Genomic DNA, 19,474 nt, shown 5'->3' with positions numbered 1-19,474 from the left:
GGGACGGCGAGTTTCAGGGGTATGACCCGGAGTACGTGCACGCAACCATCACGGCGTCGTTAGCTGCTGACCCGGGTGTGGGCGTAGGTGGTCTGGCGGGTGGGTTCGAGGCGTTGGGTGACGTACCCGGGGTGGATGAGTCCGATATCGCGGGCATGCTCCCCGGAACCCGGCTGGCGGTGGTGCTGGACACACTGGCCCTGGCCGAGGTGGGGGTGCACCAGCTCGCTGACACGGTCGCGGGGTGGGAACGGATCATCGCCTGGGCTGCTGCCCGCCAGGCCGACGCGGCCACCGAGTTGACCCGCCGCGACGAGCTAAGCCCCGACGACGACGGTGCCCGGTTCGCGTCGTTGCATCCGGTCCCGGTCACCGCGGCAGCGTTGTGCGCGGTACGACCGTGGACGAAACCCCAAGCGGAGAAACTCGTCGATCACGCGGTCACTCTGGTCGAGGACTACCCCAGGGTCCACCACGCGTTGCGCGACGGCCGCCTGGACATGGTGAAAGCGCGGATCCTGACCCGCGCACTCACCAAATGCGACACCGATGTGGCCGAGCTGATCCAGAACGCGGTCCTCCCGTTCGTCCATGGCTGGACCGACGTGAAACTATCCCGGGTCATCAACGAGCTGCTCCACGAACTCGACGCGGCTGGGGCGAAACGCCGCCACCGCCAAGCCCGCGACCGCCGTGACGTATGGCTACAACCCGGCGACGACGGCATGGCCTGGCTGATCGCCTACCTCCCCGCCGAAGAAGCCACCGCCATCCTCACCGCCCTCAACGCCGCCGCCGACCACCCCCACAACCCAGACCCCGACCACCAGCCGGGCCCGCACTCAAAGCAGAACCCGACCCGGGAACGAGACCAGACCCAAGAGCAAGCCCGAGAGCGGGACCAGACCCGAGAGCAAGGCCGGGAGCGGGGCCAGACCCGAGAGCAAGGCCGGGAGCGGGGTCGGGACCGGCGGTCACGGGCACAACGCCGCGCCGACGCGCTGGCCTCATTCGGGTGGATGTCGCTGACCACCGGACACCTCGGCGGCCAGGTATGCGTTTCATGCGGTTCGGTGGCCGGTGCCCGCCTCGCCCACACCCACGGGCGGCCCCGTCACCGTGAACATCACCGTACCGATGACCACCCTGCTCGGCCTCGACGAACACCCCGCCCACCTCGACGGCTACGGCCCCATCGACGCCGACACCACCCGCACCCTCGCCGCCACCGGGTTCTGGCGCTGGGTCGGCACCCACCCCGCCGGCGGACACGCCCTCAACTACGGCACCACCCGCTACACCCCACCCCAAGAGCTCGTGGACTTCGTCCTCCTCCGTGACCGTGAATGCATCGCACCCGGCTGCCACCACCCCGCCCAACGATGCGAGATCGACCACCGCACCCCCTGGCCCAACGGCCCCACCTCAGCCTGCAACTGCTCAGCCCTCTGCAAACCCTGCCACATACAGAAACACCGAGCCGGATGGACCATCCAACACCTCGGCAACGGCCGCCAACAATGGACCAGCCCCACCGGCCACACACACATGGTCACCCTCCCCCGCATCGCCCCCGACGCACCACATAGACCCGACAAACCCGATGAACCCGATGCACCCGACAAACCCGATGCACCCCCGTTCTAACGGTTACGCCATCGCTACGAATGCTCCCAGCCCAATCATCAGACAGCCGCCGACAGTCCGCTGTCGCGCCTGCCAACCAGTACGGCCGATCAGCCGATCACGCGCCCGCCCGGCGGCCACCGCGACCATAAGCTCCACAGTCAACGCCAGAATCACCGCGACCACCCCGAGCAGGGTGAACACCAGCGCCGGCGCCGCACGTTCGGCGTGAACGAACTGCGGCAGCAGCGCCATGAAGAACAGCGTGGTCTTCGGGTTAAGCACCTGAACGACCACGCCCTGCCGGACCGCGGACCGGGTGCCGGTGCCACGCGTTGCGTGCCGGCCGGCGGACAATCCCGCGCCACACCCGACGTTTCGGTGCCGGATCGCCTGTGCCCCGAGGTAGACGAGGTATCCGGCACCAGCCAGCTTCACCGCGGTGAACGCCACCGGAGAAGCCGCCAGCAGCGCTGACAGGCCAAGCGCCGCGGCCACCACGTGGACTAGAACGCCGAGTGCGTTACCCAACGCCGAGAGAGTTCCCTCTCGGAGTCCCCCGTTGAGGCTTCGGGCCAAGACGTAGATCATCCCGGGCCCCGGTGTGATCACGATGATGATCGTGACGCCAAGGTAGATCAGCCACTCTGTCGATGTCGGCACGACGGCTCCTCCGGCTTGCGCTCGTTCGAGTGCCAGCCTGCTGGCGGCCGCTATACATCGGCTTAACTCCCGCTGATCGCCGCTCCCGGTATGAGAGCAGGACTTCCGGCATACTCAGCTGAACGTCAAGAAGTGCTGGTGCGTCGGGAAGGTCGATGGAGTTTCAGGTTCTTGGTCCGGTCCGGGTCCGGCGGGGCGGCGAGGATGTGCCCTTGGGCGGCGCGCTCCGGCAGGGCTTGCTCGGCCTGTTGCTCGCCCGGGCGAATGAGCCGGTCCCGGTCGACACGCTGGCCGAGGCGTTGTGGGGCTCGGCTCCGGATCCGAAACGGGTGCCGCGGCTCCACATGCACGTGTCCAAGGTGCGCGCGGCACTCGCCGAACCAGACCGGTTGGTGTTCGCCGCGGGCGGTTATGTCATCAACGTCTTGCCGGACGAGCTCGACGCCGAGCTGTTCGAGTCACTCATCGACCGGGGTGTTCAGCTGCGCGGGGCACAGCCCGACCGCGCCGTCGAGGTGCTGCGTGAGGCCCTGGGGCTGTGGCGAGGTGAGGCCTACCAAGGGTTGGACTATCTCGAACTCAGTAGCCCTATTCGGCGGCTGAACGAACGCAGGCTGGTCGCCTATGAAGAGGTCTTCAGCGCCGAGTTGGCCGCTGGCCGGCACGCTCAGGTTATTGGCGAGCTTCAGGATCTGGTCCTACAGCATCCGTTCCGGGAGCGGCTGCACGCGTTGCTGATCACCGCGTTGTATCGGGGCGGACGCCAAGCCGACGCGCTGGCGGCGTATCGCGCGGCGCGTCAGTCGCTCGTCGACGAACTCGGTTTGGAGCCCGGTCTCGAGCTGCGCGCCATTGAACAACGGATCCTCGCCGGTGAGCCGGTAGATCTGGACGGCGCGGGTCAGCGCCGTGGCCACCACATCGACGTCGTCCCTGCTCAGCTCCCACCGGACACCCGCCACTTCGTTGGTCGGGCGAGCGAGCTCACTACCCTCGACCAACTCGTCGAGGCCGATGGCGCCGCCGTGATCGCCACCCTGACCGGAACCGCCGGAGTCGGCAAAACCGCACTCGCAGTGCGGTGGGCACACCGGGCCCGTCATCGGTTCACCGACGGTCAGCTCTACGTAGACCTTCGCGGCTACGGACCAGACGCTCCCGTGCCGGCCGACGACGCGCTGGCGGGGTTCCTCCGGGCGCTCGGGATGGACGGTGCGGCGATCCCCGCCAACCTGTCCGAGCGCACCGCCAGGTTCCGGTCGCTGGTGGACACCCGGCGGATGCTGATCGTGCTCGACAACGCGCGCAGCGTAGAACAGGTCCGGCCGCTCCTCCCCGGATCCTCATCGTGCTTCACCTTGATCACCAGCCGAGACTCTCTGACGGGTCTCGCCGCGCGCGACGGCGCCGACCGGATCAACGTGGATCGGCTCAGCCATGACGAGGCGCACCATCTCCTTGACGAAGTGCTCGACGAGGACGGTGTCGCCGATCCGGACGCACGACACCACCTGATCCAACGCTGCGCTCGGCTACCCCTGGCGCTGCGGATCGCCGCCGAACGGATCCGCGAACGCGGCGGCGATATCGCGGACCTCGTCACCGAGCTGGCCGACGAAGAAACCCGGCTCGACCTGCTCGACGCCGATGGCGACGCACACACCGCCATCAGGGCGGTCTTCTCGTGGTCGTACCGCCAGCTCTCCGCCGATGCGGCCACATTGTTCCGGTTCTACGGCGTGCACTCTGGACCGGACATCGACGTACATGCACTGACCGCCCTGGCCGGCAACCCCGATCTGCGTACCACCCGCCGCCAGCTCGCCGTTCTCGTCCGTACCCACCTGATCGACCACACCCCGGCTCATCGATACCAGCCGCACGACCTGCTCCGTGCTTATGCCGCGGAGCTCGCCATCGAGTCGATTTCCGCCGCTGCGCGCCGCACCGCGCTTGGCCGGCTATTCGACTATTACCTTCGCACCGCGGCGGCCGCCATGGACGTCGCCTATCCCCATGAATGTGATCGGCGTCCGCCGGCTCCCCCACCGGATCCACTTGTCGCCATCCCCGCCCTGACCACCACTGAGCAGGCCACCACCTGGCTCGACACCGAGCTGCCCAACCTCATGGCGGTGGCCCGGAGCAGCCCGGAAGGGCACGTAACGTCACACGTCATAGACCTGTCGGGGATCCTCCGCCGGCACCTGCACACGAGCTGCCACCACTCCGAAGCGATGGCCCTGCACGAACGGGCGCTGTCAGCTGCCCGCGCTGCCCACCATCGCCGCGGTGAGCTGGACGCGTTGCTGGGGCTCGGCGACGCCCACCGGTTCCTGGGTCAATTCGAGGCGGCCGTCGACCGTCATCAGCAGGCTCTCGATCTTGCGTCGGACCTTGGCGAGCAGGCGGCTGAACTCGACGCGTTGCGCGGTCTCGGCCATACCCACCGAGCCGTCGGTCATCACGAGCGTGCGCTGGATCACTACCAGCGGGCGGCCGACATCGCCGCGGCCGCGGGTGACCGCGCCGCTGAACTCGACATCGTGCGAGGGGTTGGGCACTTGCACCGGCTGCTGGGCCGACACGAGCAGGCAATCGATCACTACCACCAGGCATTGCGGATCGCTCGCGACATCGGTGATCTCATCGGCGAGGTCGACACCCTCACCGCTATGGCGGACATCTACCGCCAGCTCAACCAGTGCGAGCTGGCTCTCGACCACGGCCAGGAGGCGCTCGAGAAGGCTCGGTCAATCGGCGGTCGTTCCGGCGAGACCAACGCGCTGCTGGGCCTCGGCCACATCCACCGGGTTCTGGGCCGGCCCAAGCTCGCCCTCGACCACTACGAGCAGGCGCTGCGGATCGTGCGGAGCACCGGCGACGCCGTGAACGAGCTGCGCGCCCTGATGTGTCTGGGCGACGTTCACCGGCGGGAGGGCCGCCGCCGCGAGGCGGTGGATTGTTTCCGGCAGGGCCTCGACCAAGCGGGCCTGGTCGGGAACCGCAATTGGCAGTTCGAGGCCGCGCAAGGATTGGGCCGTCTCCACCACGCCGACGGAGACGCCGATCAGGCGCTCATCTACCATCAACAGGCGCTCGACCTCGCTGTCGATCTCGACCAGCTCTTGGACCAGGTCCGCGCCTACGACGGCCTGGCCCGGGCCCACCGCGCTCTTGGCGGCGACGAACTGGCCCGTCAGTACTGGGTGCAGGCACTGGACATCCTCGCCGACCTCGGCACGGAGCACTCCGAAGAGGAAGAGGCCACGGCCCCTGCCATGCGCGCGCAGCTCGCCAGTCTCGACGTCAGCCTTTGATACCGGACATGGTGACGCCCTCCCGGAAGTACCGCTGCCCCACCAGGTAGGCGGCGAAGATCGGCACGAACGCCACCACCGACCCGGCGAGTACCACGTTGAGCGGGACGTTCTGCTGATGCAACGAGGCGATACCGACGGTTAAGGTCCACATGTCGTTGCTTCGGCCGACGATCAACGGCCACAGGAAGTCGTTCCAGTGCCATAGGAAGACGAACGTGCCCAAGGTGGCCAGGATCGGTTTACATAGCGGGAGCACCATGGTGGTGAACATCCGCCACTCGGACGCACCGTCGATCTTCGCCGCCTCGAACAGTTCGTCCGGCAGGCCACCGATGAACTGCCGCATCAGGAACACCGCCTGGGCATTGGCCAGCGTTGGCAAGATCAGACCCCAGTAGGTGTCCACACCACCGGCCTGGGCGATGATCACGAAGGTCGGGATCAGCGTCACGTGGTACGGCACCATCACCATCGCGATGAACGTCCAGAACATCGCCTCCCGGCCAGGGAAGCGCTTCTTGGCGAACGCGTATCCGGCCATCGCCGACATCAGCAGCACACCTACCACGCTGACCAGCGAGTACACCGCGGTGTTGAAGGTCCATTGCAGTAGGTTCTGGCCGGACAACACGCGGTCGTATGCTTCGGTGGCGAGGTTCCACGGCAGCAGGCTCCCCGGAAACTCGATGGCGGCGGCCGGTTTGAGGCTGAGCACCACCATCGCGTAGAACGGGAACAGCGTCACCACACTCGCCACCGCCAGGAGCGCGCCGCGGGCCACCTTGCCCCGCCGCGATGGCTCCAGCGCCTGGTATGCCCGCCGCCTCATCGGTCCCTCCCGATCACCCAGCGCTGGATCAGCGCCACCACCAACGTCATGACGAACAACGCCACCCCGATAGCGCTGGCATAGCCGAGGTTGAAGTACCGGAAACCCTGTTCGTACAGCTCGTAGACGAGTGTGTAGCTGGCCCGGGCGGGGCCGCCACCGGTCATCACGTACACCAGGTCGAACACCTGGAACGACGCGGTGGTCTCGATGACGGCCAGGAAGAACAGCGCCGGCCGGAGCTGGGGAAACACGATGTAGCGGAAGCGCTGCCAAGCGTTCGCGCCGTCGGTGAGCGCGGCTTCCTCCAGCTCCCTGGGCACGTCCTGAAGCCGGGCCAGCAGGATCAACATCCCGTAGCCGAACCGCGACCACACCGCCACGACCACCAGCGCCGGCAGCACCAGGTTGGGGTTGCCCAGCCAGGTCTCCTCGGGCAGGCCGAGCCGTCCCATCAACGACGACCACGGACCGTTGCTGGAGAAGATCCAGGTGAACACGGTCGCGGCCAGCACGAGGCTGGTGACGACGGGCAGGAAGAAGATCGACCGGAACAGGCCGACCCCGCGGAAGGCCCGCCGCACCAGCAGCGCCATACCTACTGACATCGCCAGCGACACCGGCACCGTCATGACCGTGAACATCACGGTGACCTTGAGCGCGCTCCAGAACACCGGATCGTCCAGCATCCGGCGGAAGTTCTCCAGCCCGAGCCAGTTCGGGGTGGCGCCGATCGTGTAGTCGGTGAAGGCGAGCGCCATGCTGGCGATCGCCGGCCCGAACCGGAACGCGAGGAACACGATGAACGCGGGCAACACGAACAGCAGCCCGATGCGTGCCTCGCGCCGGGCGAGCACCCGTTGCGCGGTGCGAGCCCGCGACGGCTCATCGGACGGCGTCACCGGCCGGGTCCGGGAATCGTGTGGGTGTGTGGTGGTCATCGTTAGTCGAACAGATTCGCGGCCGCGTTCTCGGCGTCCGCCAACGCCGCCTCGGGCGTCTTCTGGCCGGTCAGGGCAGCCTGGATCTCGGGTGCGAGCAGGCCCATCACCTGGCGGGCATGTTCGTGTGGTGTCCCCGCGGTGGCGGCATCCAGGTGGGTCTCCATCTCCGCGTACCGGGTGTCGTCGGCATACAGGGAGTCGTCCAGGGCGTACGGCGAGAAGTAGCCGGAGGCGACGACGTACTCGCTGGTCACTGCCTCACTGCTGACGTACGACACCCACCGGCCGGCGGCGTCGGCAGCGGCGTCGCCGGGGTCGGCCATGATCGACAACGCGCCGACGGTGCCGTAGGCGATGCTCTCCCGCTGGCGCAGCGGGGGCAGCACCACGATGTTCTCTTCACCCCAGAACGGTTCGAGGTCGGCGGGAACCTGCTGCCACGTGCAGCCGATCTGCCCCTTGGCGGTGTTGGTCTGCTCGAACGCCGGGATGGTGGTGAGCAGATCCCGTTCGACGTAACCTCCGTCGGCGAGTTCGACGAGCAGGCTCAGCGCGGCGACCCCGGCTGGGCTGTTGAACGCCACCGCGGAGCCGTCGTCGGTGAACACGTCGCCGCCGGCCTGCCAGAGCAGCGGGTAGAACGAGGTGTTGAGGGTTGCGTCGACCGATCCCCAGTAGTTGGTGACGTCGTACCCGGCGTCCTTGAAACTCGGCGCCAGGGCGAGCAGGTCGTCCCAGCTCTCTGGATAGTCGGCGCCGACGTCGTCGAAGGCCGCCTTGTTGCACACCAGCGGGTTGATGCTCATCAGGATCGGCGCGCCGAGCAGCTGCCCATCCATACTCACCGACTCCACCGCGTTGGGCCGGTAGGCCGCCAGCGCCGTGTCGTCGAGGTACTCGTCGACGGGTGCGAGGGTGTGTGCGTACTGCGGGATCTGGTCCGGGATCAGATAGACGACGTCGGGGGCGGTGCCACCGGCGAGTGCGGTCCCGAGCGCCTCGTCCCGGTTCGCCCACGGGTAGATCTCGACCTTGACGGCGATGTCGGGGTTGTCCGCCTCGAACGCGGCGACCTGCTCGTCCCAGAACGCGCTGTGGTCAGCCTCGTCGAAGATCACCGGGTACATCCACATGGTGATCTCCTGGGTGTCGCCGCTGCCGCCGTCGCCCGTGGCCGCGTCGTCGCCGCCGCACGCGGCGAGCAGGAGGCCGGACACCACCGTCAGGGCGCCAAGTCTCGTAGTGCGTCGTCTCATGATCGGTCTCCTCATGTCTGGTGACACCGGATGATGGGTGTGGTGGCTGTCCACCGGTTACGGCTGCGGGACCTGCACCACGGCGCCGTTCTTCCTGGACTTCTCCGCCGCGAAGACGGCGAGGTGACTCTCGAGTGACTCCAGTGGACCGGAGCGGATGTACGTTGGATCGCCGGTGGCTACCGCGCGGACGAAGGCCTCCATCACGCCGGCGTCGCCGCCACCGTGTCCCTCCCCCGCGTTCATGCCGTCCCGGATTCCCGCGTCGGTGTGGCGGACCGAGCCGTCGCGGAAGTTGACGACACGTACCTGTTCGCCGTCGCCTTCCAGGCACCCGTGGGTGCCGAAGAGCCGGGTCTGGCGATGGGTCTGTTCGCTGAACGCGGTCATGGTGAACGTGCCGGCTGCTCCGCCGTCGAACTCCATGGCGACCACCTGGTGGTCGACGACGTCGTTGCCGCCGGCGTACACACACCGGCCGAACGGTCCGGTGCGCAGCGCGTCGATGATGCCGGCTTCGTCGTCGGCGTCGGTGATCACGTCGACCGGCCAGACCGGTCCACGTTCCCGTAGCGTGCCCAGGTAAAGCCGGGGCGCGGAATACGGGCACGACGATTCCACCGGGCAGTCGAGACACCGCTCGGTGGCGCCGTCGGGCCGGTTCTCCGGCCGGAAGTGCCGCAGCGATCCGAAGCTGGCGACGGTCCGGATCCCGAGGCCGGTGACATACGTGAGCCAGTCCAGGTCGTGGACCGACTTGGCCAGCAGCATCGGGGTCGCCTCGGCTTCCCGGCTCCACGGCCCGCGGACATAGGAGTGGGCCGCGTGCCACCAGCCGACCGGCTCGAGATGCTGGACGTCGACGATGTCGCCGAGGACGCCGCTGTCGACGACGGACTTCACCAGGTCGGTGTACGGGGTGTACCGCATGACGTGGCACACGCCGAACAACACGTCCGCGCCGTCGGCGGCCCGCAGCACCTCCCGGCATTCCGCCTCGGTCGGGGCTACCGGTTTCTCGAGCAGGACGTGGTATCCCGCCTCGATGAACGCGAGGGCAGGTTCGACGTGGTGGCGGTCCTGGGTGGTGATGACCACCGCGTCGGCCAGCCGCCGACCATTCTCCGCGGCCAGCAGCTCGCGCCAGTCCGAGAACTCGGCGGCGCCACTGTCCGCGGCGACGATGGACCGCTGATGGGTCCGCGGCTCGGCCACCGCCGTGATGCGGGCCCGCTCGGGATGTTCGCGCACCCAGGGGCTGTATGCCCGGCCACGGTGGCCAGCGCCGACGAACGCCACCCGCACCGGTTCGGGTCTGCTCATGTGGTTGCCTTGTGGCCCGCGACCGCCGGAACCGCGGGCGACCGCAGCTCCCCGTCGGTTTCGAAGAGCGTCTGGTCTACCCGGTCCAACGCGAGGTGAACCGCACCCAACGCGACGCATTCGTCTCCCAGCGGCGACGGGCGCAGTTCGGGAACCCGGACACACATCGACCGCAGCCCGGCTTCCAGCCGCGGTAGCAGGATGTCGGCCGACCTCGCCAGTCCGCCGCCCAACACCACGATCTCTGGGTCGAGGGTGGCCACCATGGTGGCGGTTCCGGCAGCGAGGTCGGATGAGAAACGGTCCACCGACAGGATCGCCTGGGTGTCTCCCCGACGGGCCGCGGCCAGCACGAGCCCGGCAGCGTCCTGCGGGGCGGCACCATCCGGTACCGCCGGGCTGCGGGTGAGGTGGTCCGGCGCGGATTCCCAGGCGGCCATCGGCAGCAAGCCGATCTCGGCAGCGGCACCACCGAATCCACGATGGATCCGGCCACCGATGATCAGCGCGCCGCTGACCTGGAGACCGGCGTGGACGTAGACCGCGTCGGAGATGTCCTGCGCGGCGCCTTTGCGGTGTTCGGCCAGCGCCGCCACCCGGCTGTCGTTCTCCACGCCAACCGGCCCCTGACAATGGGTGCGCAGATGTCCAGCCAGGTCGACGCCGGTCCAGCCGGCGGCCAGGTTGGACAGAGTGACGGTTCCGGCCGGGTCGACAACGCCGGTGGTTCCCGCGCCGATGGCCCAGAGGCTGGTCGCGTCGATTCCCGCGGTGTGCATGCACTCGGCCAGGACGTGGTCGAGCGCGGCCAGCCGCTCTTCTCTTGGCGTCTCCGGCTGGACAGCGGTGTGCGTCGCGGCGAGGACGTTGCCGCTGAGATCGGATACGGCCGCACGGACATGGTGAAGTCCAACGTCGAGACCCGCGACGTATCCGACCTCCGACCGGAAACGGACTCGCCGCGCGGGCCGACCGACCGTGCCGGCGGCCGGCGGGACGTCGGCGATCCAGCCTTGGGTGAGCAGCTCCGCCGCGAGGTCCTCAACTGATGCGCGCGACAACCCGGTCCGGGTGGCAAGCTCGGTCAACGTCAGCGGCATCCCGGCGGCGCGCACCGCATGTAGGGCGCTGAGAGCGTTCATCCGCCGGAGCCGGCTCAAGTCGACGCCAGCCGCTTGCCGTTTCATCGCTACTCCCGTCGTCGGATTGAATATCCATAGAGTTCATGAAAACTAATCCAACGTCAAGCCCCGACACTCGACGATCAACACCAAGCTCGCACCGTTACATCGCCATAACCTTGCTGATGATCACCGAAAATGGGACTTGCGCCGATGTCGAATGCATGGCTATTTTCATGAAGTCCACGAAAATTGGGCATCGGGTCGGCCGCATCTATAGCCGAATGCTCCACCGATCGACCCCCACCGCACGTGAGAGGTGATCGACGCATGACCCAGAACGTCTCCAGTCACCCGAAGTCGACCGGCCGTCGGCGATTCCTGCGGGCTTCGGCCTTCGGCGGACTGGCCGTCGCCGGCGGCACCTTGGCCAGTCAGCCCGCCGCCGCCGCACCGCCGAAAACCGGGCAGCCCGTTCAGCACGTGCCCACCGTGGCCGAGCTGAGCGCACTCGACCCGAAGCGCCTCGATGACGGGACGCTCATGCACGTGGACGGACACCACGACGCCGGCGACGGTGGCCACCGGCTGATCCGCTGGGACGCGGCCAGCACGGCCGAACCCAACGGCGGTACCGTCATCGCCCTGGACTCCAGTCCGGCCAAGGGCCGGTGGCACGTCCTGCATTCCGGCGTGGCCGACTTCCGCTGGTTCGGACTGACCGGGCCGGACTCCCCCGCCGACGACGCCCTCGACGCCCTGGTCAGCGACGCCACCGTGCACCGGATCGAGGCACACACCGACCTCAACTTCGTCCGCCGGCATACGTTCACCCGCAGCGACCTCGTCCTCGACTTCGGCGGGCACACCGTCACCACCGACGGCATCGAAGACGCACCCGAGAACGACCCGTTCGCCGCGGTGATGTTCTTCCGCGGCGACGTCACCGACGACGTCCAGCAGGTCAGTCTTACCGCGACCATGCCCGACCTCCTCGACGTGTTCGAGGTCGCCGACTCGTCGGCGTTCGCCGTCGGCGAATGGTACGCACTCGAGGTCGACGCGCTGGCCGGACGCTGGGAGCGGGAACTACAGCGGCTCGTGATGATCACCGAGATCGTCGACGGCACCCACGTCCGGGTCAACTACAAGAACGGCTGGGAGCTGGAACCGGGACGGACCCTGACCTGGACCAGGATCGAGCCGGTGCAGCGGGTCCACATCCGCGACATGCGCTTCGAGGGGGTCGCCGATGGCGACCAGTTCACCGGGTCACACCCGATCGCTTATGAATACGCGGTCTCCTGCGACGTCTCGGGGGTCGACGCCTGGGGAACGTTCTGGCCGGTGATCCAGCGCCGCTGGTGCACCTACTTCCGCACCGAACAATGCACGCTGACCAATCCCGCCTCGGTGACCTGGGGCGGCGCCGGGTATCTGACGCAGCAGATCTACTGCCTGTACGGGCACGTCGTCGACTGCACGACGTCCAACGCCCGGCACCTCAACGACTGGACCGCGTCCGCGTACTGCTACGTGGAGAACTGCCACGGCGACGGCGACGACCAAGGCCCGTTCGTCACCCACGGACAGTACGAACACGACCTCGTCTACACCGGGAACTCCGGGCTGATGACCTTCGCCAACAGCGGCGCCGCGTGGGGTTCCGCGGCCAAACGGATCACCGTGCGCAAACACGTGTGTTCGTGGTTCGTCGCCCGCGTCCGGGTCACCGACCTGACCCTCGAGGACGTCCAGGTGATCGGTAAGGCCGGCCTGTCGGGTTCCGGCATGATGTGGGTCAACGCCGACGGCGTCCAGCTACGCGGGTGCCAGGCCGACGACACGCTGATCATCTCGCAGGCATCCTCGCTCTCGTCCCGGGCGAACATCATCGAAGGATCGACGTTCCGGCTGCGGGAACGCAGCGACATCATCCGGGCCAACGTGTCGGCGCCCGTGCACATCGTCCGCAGCGAACTGCGCGGTCTCGACGGGCACACCTTCAGCGGCAGCGGACCGCTCCACGTCACCGACTCCGTCCTGGCCGGGTCCGCCGAATCCGCGCCGTGCACCGTGGCCGGTGACCTCACCATCACCGGCGGCGAGCTCCGTGACACCGGGATCACCGCGCTGGCCGATGACGATCAATCCGTGCGGATCGGTGGTGGTTGTCGGATCAGCGGCGCCAACTCCACGCAGGTGTTCGTGTCCCGTGGCGACGGCGACGGTGTCCTCACGCTCGACCTGTCCGGTGTGGTCAGTACGGCTGGATCGGACGACGTCGCGCACGTGCGGCTGGAGGCGGGCACCAACCGCTACGTCAGCGTCGGCTCGTCGTTCACCGGCGGACAGCTCCGGCTGGAGTCCGGGGCGTTCGGCGACGGCTCCCACCTGCTCCACGCGAACTGCGTGGAACGTGGGGTCGATCGGGCCGCGCTGCCGGACGAGGCCGATCATGTTCAGCACGGCGGCACCATGATCGTGGCCTGACGTCACCCGGTCAGCCCGGCTGTAGAACGCGGTCAGGCCTTCAGCTCGCGGAACTGGGAGACGGCGGTGAGGAGCACCGTCGCCTCCCAGAGCCGCAGCGCATCTTCCGGCCCGGGCACGTCCGCCAGGACCGGCCCGAAGATCGCCCGGGGCGGGCGGCCGGGGCCGGCGAGGGCGAGGATTGGTGTTCCGACCTCACCCTGAACCTGCCCGATGCCGTCACGGTGGGATGCCAACAGCGCGTCGTCGTAGTGGGTGCCGTCGCCGGCAGCGGCCAGCGTCGTCGGTAGGCCGGCCCGGCGTAAAGCGTCGTCGAAGTCGCCGATCCACTCCCGTTGCGATCCGTCGGCGTCGGTCCACAACATGTCGTAGAACGCACCCAACGCGGCTGACCCATGTTCGGTTTGCACGGCTGCGGCAACCCGGGCCGGAATCCACAAATACCCGGACTCGTCGCCCTCGGGGTCGACGTCCTTGTCCGCGTTGAGTATGGACAGGCTCATGACCCGCCACCGCACCACGACCGGACGTCGTGCCGCAACGTCGACCATCCACCGAGCCGTATTGCGGCTGAGCGGACATGAGGGGTCGAGCCAGAAGTCGACCGTCCACTCTTGCCCCGGCTGTTGCCCCGACGTCACCGAACCCCCTATGCCACCGGACCTGCTATGCCACCGGACCTGCTATGCCATGGTGAGCACGATCTTGCCACGGCCGTGCCCGGCCTCGAGTTCACGGTGGGCGTCGGCGGCCCGACCAAGCGGATACGTGGAGCGGACCAGCGCGGTGAGACGACCATCGGCGTACAACCTGACGAGTCGGTCCAGCCGGGCAGCCGAGCGGGCCCCCGACAACGTGGCGACGCCGACCTTCGGGCCCCGCTCGTGTTCGTAGAGGGTGCGGGTCCGGCTCAGGTCCTTGGCCAGCTCCACCGTCGCATCGAGCGCTTCGCGACCGGCACCGTCCAGCACGACGTCCACTCCGCCAGGCGCCAGCGCCCGCACCTGATCCACGAGGCCGGAGCGGTAGTCGACCGGCTCGGCTCCGAGTTCCCGCAGGTAGTCGTGGTTCTCCGGGCGGGCCGTGCCGATCACCCGGGCGCCACGGAGCCGGGCGAGTTGCACCGCGAACCCACCGACGTTGCCGGCCGCGGCATGCACGAGGACGACGTCATCGGCCGTCGGCGCCAGCTCCTCCCAGGCCATTTCGGCGGTCTGGGCACCAGCGGTGAACCCACCGGCCACCTCCCACGGCATCGTCTTCGGCTTGTGGACGATCTGGTCTCCCCCCACCACCACCTGCTCGGCGTAGCAGCCCATGAAGTTGAAGCCCAGCACCTCCATACCCGGCTGCCACTCGGTGGCACCGTCGCCGGCCGCGTCGATCACCCCGGCGAACTCGTTACCCGGCACCGGTGGCAGCGGATCGGTGACATACCCCGGCCGCCATCCGGATCGGATCGCGAGATCGATCGGCTGGACACCCGCGGCTCGGACGCGGACCCGTACCTGTCCCGGGCCGGGCTGGGGGTCGGGTTGCTCGCGTAGTTCGAGCACCTCCGGGCCCCCGGGGGTCGTGACGTAGGCGACCTTCACCGAATTCTCCTCTCCTTGGGCGCACCGGCCACCCTGCTACATCAAGTCCACTTGATGTCAAGGTGGTCGCATTCCGAGGTGAGGTCAGCCCTTGATCGCCCCCGCCGAGAGCCCGCGGACCAGGTAGCGCTGGGCGAACAGAGCGAACACCAAGGGCGGCAGCACCGACAGGACCGTCGTCGCCGAGATATCTCCCCAGCGGATCCCGGTGCTGGTGACGAAGTTCGCCGCGCCCACCGTCACTGGTGTGGCCTCGCTGGAGGTCAGGATCACCGCGAACAGATAGTCCGACCACGCGGTGATGAACACCAGCACGGCCACCGCCGCGAGCGTCGGCGCCAGCAGCGGAAGGACGATTCGGGCGACGATCCGGTAGTCCGAGCAACCGTCGAGCTTCGCCGCTTCCTCGATCTCGTGCGGCACCTCCCGGATGGCACTCATGACGAGCAACGTGCCCAGTGGCAGCGAGATGAACGTGTTGGCCGTGACCATCCCGGGGATCGTGTCGTACAGCCCGGTCCGGCTGAACAGCAGGAAGAACGGCACCGCGAAGAAGATCACCGGGATCAGCCGCAACGCGGCGATGCCTTTGAGCAGATGCCCCCGGCCCAGCCCCAGCCGGCCCATGGCGTACGCACCGGGCACGCAGATCACCAGGATCGTGACCACGGTGCCGATGGAGATCAGGGTGCTGTTGAGGAAGTACCGCGGGAAGTCGTAACCCGCCTGGCCCATCGCGTTGGCGTAGTGCTCCAGGGTCAACGTGTCGGGCACCCGCAACGCCGACCGCGCGATGTCCGCGTCGGACTTGAAGCTGGTCAGCAGGGCGAAGAACAACGGGAGGTTGAGCACGGCGGCGATCGCGGACACCGCGGCGGTGACGCCCCAGGCCCGCCGTCGGCGACGGGGTACCACCGGTGTGCGCGGCGGTGTCACCGTCGTCCCGCGACCGTCGGAGATGGTTTCCAGCGCCACTTCTCAGCTCCTTGCCGGATCCGCCAGTCGCCGGACGACGACGGGCACAACGGGCAACAGAATCAGGCAGACCACCACCGACGCCGCGGCGGCGATACCGAAGTTGCCACTGGAGAACGCCTTGTAGATGTAGATGCTCACGTTGGTGGTGTAGTCACCTGGCCCGCCGCCGGTGAGGACGTAGACGACGTCGAACGTGCGGAACGCGTCGACACCCCGTAGGAACGCCGTGACCACCGCCACCGGCAGCAGCAGCGGCACGGTGATGGCCAGCGCCGATCTCCAGTAGCCGGACCCGTCGATCGAGGCCGCCTCGTACAGCTCGTCGGGAACCGACTGCATACCCGCGTAGAACAGCAGGAACGCGAACGGCGTCCATTGCAGCACATCCAGCAGCAACAACATCGGAACGACGGCGTCGGTGCCGAACAGCGAGATCTCCCAGCCGAACACGCTCAGCACCGAGGGCACCAGCCCGATGTCCTGGTTCAGCAGCAGCCGGAACATGATGCCCATCAGCGCCGGAGCGATCATCACCGGCAGGATCGTCAGGCTCAGCAGCAGCCGCTTCCCGGGGAACCGCCGGTTGAACAGCAGCGCGAGCAGGAAACCCAGTATCAGCTCAACCGAGGTCACCACGACGGTGTAGATGACGGTGAACCGGACCGCCCGCCAGAACGAGCTGTCCTGCACCACCGCGGCGATGTTGTCGAGACCGATCCAGGACGGGTCGGGGTTCAGCAACGACCGGTCCTGGCCGGCCACGAACAGGCCGTAACCGAGTGGGAAGAGCACCACCGCCGCCAGGAAGATCAGCAGCGGTGCTCCCAGTACCCACCGGGACCGGCTGGCCCGGTTCGGCCGTACCAGCTGACTCATACGTCCGCTCAGCCCGCGTCGACAAGCTGGGCTATCGCATCGTCGGCGGCCGCGAGCGCGGCGTCGACATCACCCTGCCCCACCCAGGCGGCGCTGAGGGTGTCGGCTAGTGCGACGTAGATGTCGTAGGTGCGCGGCAGCGCCGGCGGCGAGTAGCCGTACTCGTCCAGGTGATCGGCGATGTAGGGGAAGATCGGGTTCTGATCGGCGTGTGCTTCCAGGATCGACGGGTTCGACGGGATGGCGCCCGCCGCGGCGTAGGCGCTCATCGCCTCGTCGGTGGCCAGGTACTCCAGCCACGCCGCCGCGGCGTCCTTACGGTCGGAGTCCTTGTTGATGCCGACGGCCAGGGCGTGCACATGAGTCCGGTGCTCCGGCCCCGGAACCGGCGCGATCCCGATCCGCCCGGCCGTCTCCGGCGACTGCTCCGGGTCGTCCAGCTCGGCGTAGGCGGCCGACCACTGGATGGCGAACGCGGCACTACCCGACGTCAGCGCCGCCTGAGTTTCGGGGAACTCCGCCTGCGACGAGTCCGGTGAGGTCAGGCCTTTGTCATAGATGGTCCGGTAGACCTCGACGGCGCGCCGCCCGGCGTCGCTGGACAGCGCTGGAGCGCCACCGTCATCGAGCCAGCTACCACCCTCCGACCACAACACGTTGTTCCAGATCATGGTGTTGAACAGCAGGTTCCGCGCCTGAAGGGCGGTGCCGTACCGGGTGGGCGAGTCCGGGTTGTGCGATTGCGTGAAGTAAGCGGCCGCGACGATCATGTCGTCCCAGTCCCATTCATCGGGGTGCTTCGGAGTCATGCGCTGACCGATCAGCTGCTCCGCGAGGTCGCCGTAGACGTCGTGCGCGGACTCGTCGTCGAGGAGACTGTCGATGAGATCGGTGCGGTAGATCAGGAAGTGGTTGCTGACGTCGAGCGGAAGCGCATAGGTCGTGTCCTCGACCGTCAGCGACTCGGTGACCACCGGGAAGTAGTCCGACACGTCGACATCCAGCGGCTCGAGATAGGGGGCATGCTGGGCGATGAGGTAACTCGCGGTGAAGTAGACGTCGAACTCCGACGACGACTGCGACATCAGGGTGGCTTGTTTGGAGAAGGTGTCGCTGCGGCTGAGCAGGGTCATGTCGACCCGCACGCCGTCGGTCTGGCCCTGGCCCGTGTTGTATTCGTCGACCACCTGCTGCATCGCCTCACCTTCGGGCCCGGGCCAGAGGACCATCTTGACGGTGCCGTCGGAGGCCGAGTCACTATCACCTCCGCCGCACGCGGCAACGAGTACGCCGGTAATCAACGCAGCACTGACTGCACGCGACCGCTTGCTCATACTCACTCCTCATGGGGGTCTCCGCGTATCCGCGGAAGCTTGATGTCTAGACTTGTAACTATCAAGTCTAGACTTGTGGGACCGTAGTTGATAACGTCCAGGGACGTCAAGACCCGGGGTACGAAGGAGCGAACGTTGGCCGACCCAGCGGCGAGACCGGCAGCGAAGCCACGACGCCTCGCGATAGACCTGGGGCAATCCGGGTGCCGCGTGCGCATCGACAACGACGGATCCGCCGAGCCCACCGTCATCAACCTGCCCGGCGTCGGCCCTGGCAGCGCGCCTGCCGAGAGCCTATCGACGCACCTCATCAACCACCTGACCGAACGGTTGTCACCCGATGCCGGACTCCACTCCGTGGCCATCGGGGCCACCGGGCTGCATGGCCGGCAACTAGACCTGACCACGGTGTTCACCCGGTGGAGCAACGCCTACGGAGTGCACCGGCTACTCGTCGCCGACGACGGCACCACGGCCCACCTCGGCGCACTGCGTGGTTCCGACGGCGTCGTCCTCTCCGCGGGAACCGGAAGTGTGGCGCTCGCGACCGGGCCAGGTGGTTCGGCACGAGTGGACGGGGTCGGCTACCTGCTGGGCGACGACGGCAGCGGCTACTGGATCGGACGCGCTGGCCTGGCCGCCGCACTACGACACCGGGACAGGCGTGGACCGGCCACCGAACTGTCCCGGCTGGCCACCCAGCGGTTCGGGGAGCTCGATTCGCTACCGCGCACGGTGCAGGACAGCAGCACACCCACGGCCGACATCGCGCGGTTTTGCCCCGACGTCGCCGCCGCGGCACACAACGCGGATCCGGTGGCCCGAGCCATCTGGAACGAGGCCGGTGCGCTGCTGGCCAGAACCATCGTGGCCGGCGCGGCGGCGGTTGACGCCCCTGCCGACGTGCAGGTCTCGTGGGTCGGCGCGCTGTTCGACGCCGGACCGATCCTCGTCGAACCACTCATCGGCGAGCTTCGGCATGCCCTCCCCCACGCACGTGTGATTCCCGCCGCTGGCACCCCACTCGACGGGGTGACCCGGTTGCTGCACGATGAGATTCCCGCAGAGATCGCGGCACTCGTCTCCACGATCGAACGAGAGGATGGATGACCC

At 67.9% G+C, this 19,474-nt stretch carries 15 protein-coding genes; 4 read left to right on the top strand and 11 right to left on the bottom strand.

Annotated features, from left to right (window positions below; translation table 11 throughout):
* Positions 1 to 1,340: DUF222 domain-containing protein (locus G8760_RS20375; RefSeq protein WP_166354600.1), on the top strand; the 1,340-nt coding region annotated here is incomplete at its 5' end.
* Positions 1,341 to 1,650: 310 nt separating this feature from the next.
* Here the strand turns inward: G8760_RS20375 and G8760_RS20370 are convergent.
* Positions 1,651 to 2,289: a LysE family translocator gene (locus G8760_RS20370; RefSeq protein WP_166354598.1), complete on the bottom strand. Its 639-nt coding sequence runs from the start codon at positions 2,287 to 2,289 to the stop codon at positions 1,651 to 1,653.
* Positions 2,290 to 2,444: 155 nt separating this feature from the next.
* Here G8760_RS20370 and G8760_RS20365 point away from each other — a divergent pair, with 155 nt between their 5' ends.
* Entirely contained in the window at positions 2,445 to 5,609 is a 3,165-nt protein-coding gene (locus G8760_RS20365; protein ID WP_166354595.1) for an AfsR/SARP family transcriptional regulator, read from the top strand.
* Here the strand turns inward: G8760_RS20365 and G8760_RS20360 are convergent.
* From G8760_RS20360 to G8760_RS20340, 5 genes are read right to left on the bottom strand one after another with little or no spacing between them, the layout of a single operon-like run.
* A complete protein-coding gene (locus tag G8760_RS20360; protein WP_166354592.1) occupies positions 5,599 to 6,441 on the bottom strand; it encodes a carbohydrate ABC transporter permease in 843 nt (280 codons plus the stop codon). The genes G8760_RS20365 and G8760_RS20360 overlap by 11 nt on opposite strands.
* A complete protein-coding gene (locus tag G8760_RS20355) occupies positions 6,438 to 7,382 on the bottom strand; it encodes a carbohydrate ABC transporter permease (RefSeq protein WP_166354588.1) in 945 nt (314 codons plus the stop codon). Before G8760_RS20355 ends, G8760_RS20360 begins: the two co-directional genes overlap by 4 nt.
* A 2-nt stretch (positions 7,383 to 7,384) precedes the next feature.
* Positions 7,385 to 8,641, bottom strand: a complete 1,257-nt coding sequence (locus G8760_RS20350) for an ABC transporter substrate-binding protein (RefSeq protein ID WP_166354584.1) — start codon at positions 8,639 to 8,641, stop codon at positions 7,385 to 7,387.
* Positions 8,642 to 8,698: 57 nt separating this feature from the next.
* Positions 8,699 to 9,964, bottom strand: coding sequence for a Gfo/Idh/MocA family protein (locus G8760_RS20345; RefSeq protein WP_166354582.1), 1,266 nt, complete (start codon positions 9,962 to 9,964; stop codon positions 8,699 to 8,701).
* A complete protein-coding gene (locus G8760_RS20340) occupies positions 9,961 to 11,151 on the bottom strand; it encodes an ROK family transcriptional regulator (protein WP_166354580.1) in 1,191 nt (396 codons plus the stop codon). The genes G8760_RS20345 and G8760_RS20340 overlap by 4 nt, the downstream gene beginning before the upstream one ends.
* A 264-nt stretch (positions 11,152 to 11,415) precedes the next feature.
* On the opposite strand from G8760_RS20340, the gene G8760_RS20335 reads away from it, so the two are divergent.
* Positions 11,416 to 13,578 (top strand): hypothetical protein, encoded by a 2,163-nt coding sequence (locus G8760_RS20335; protein ID WP_207782539.1) that lies wholly within the window; start codon positions 11,416 to 11,418, stop codon positions 13,576 to 13,578.
* A 32-nt stretch (positions 13,579 to 13,610) separates the two neighbouring features.
* Here the strand turns inward: G8760_RS20335 and G8760_RS20330 are convergent, their stop codons facing one another.
* From G8760_RS20330 to G8760_RS20310, 5 genes are all read right to left on the bottom strand, one after another.
* A complete protein-coding gene (locus G8760_RS20330) occupies positions 13,611 to 14,219 on the bottom strand; it encodes a mycothiol-dependent nitroreductase Rv2466c family protein (protein WP_166354578.1) in 609 nt (202 codons plus the stop codon).
* A 42-nt stretch (positions 14,220 to 14,261) separates the two neighbouring features.
* A complete protein-coding gene (locus G8760_RS20325; RefSeq protein WP_166354576.1) occupies positions 14,262 to 15,173 on the bottom strand; it encodes an NADP-dependent oxidoreductase in 912 nt (303 codons plus the stop codon).
* An 84-nt stretch (positions 15,174 to 15,257) separates the two neighbouring features.
* On the bottom strand, positions 15,258 to 16,148 hold the full coding sequence (locus G8760_RS20320) for a carbohydrate ABC transporter permease (protein ID WP_166354574.1): 891 nt from the start codon (positions 16,146 to 16,148) through the stop codon (positions 15,258 to 15,260).
* Positions 16,149 to 16,151: 3 nt separating this feature from the next.
* Complete coding sequence (locus G8760_RS20315) at positions 16,152 to 17,027, bottom strand: carbohydrate ABC transporter permease (RefSeq protein WP_166354572.1); 876 nt, start codon at positions 17,025 to 17,027, stop codon at positions 16,152 to 16,154.
* 8 nt (positions 17,028 to 17,035) lie between these two features.
* Complete coding sequence (locus G8760_RS20310) at positions 17,036 to 18,361, bottom strand: ABC transporter substrate-binding protein (RefSeq protein WP_166354570.1); 1,326 nt, start codon at positions 18,359 to 18,361, stop codon at positions 17,036 to 17,038.
* Positions 18,362 to 18,571: 210 nt separating this feature from the next.
* Between G8760_RS20310 and G8760_RS20305 the strand changes: the two genes are divergently transcribed.
* Positions 18,572 to 19,471, top strand: coding sequence for an N-acetylglucosamine kinase (locus G8760_RS20305; RefSeq protein ID WP_166354568.1), 900 nt, complete (start codon positions 18,572 to 18,574; stop codon positions 19,469 to 19,471).
* Positions 19,472 to 19,474: the final 3 nt, after the last annotated feature.

The organism is Phytoactinopolyspora limicola (genome assembly GCF_011320225.1).
GTDB classification, from domain to species: Bacteria; Actinomycetota; Actinomycetes; order Jiangellales; family Jiangellaceae; genus Phytoactinopolyspora; species Phytoactinopolyspora limicola.
This window is presented reverse-complemented; position numbering and strand designations above follow the sequence as displayed.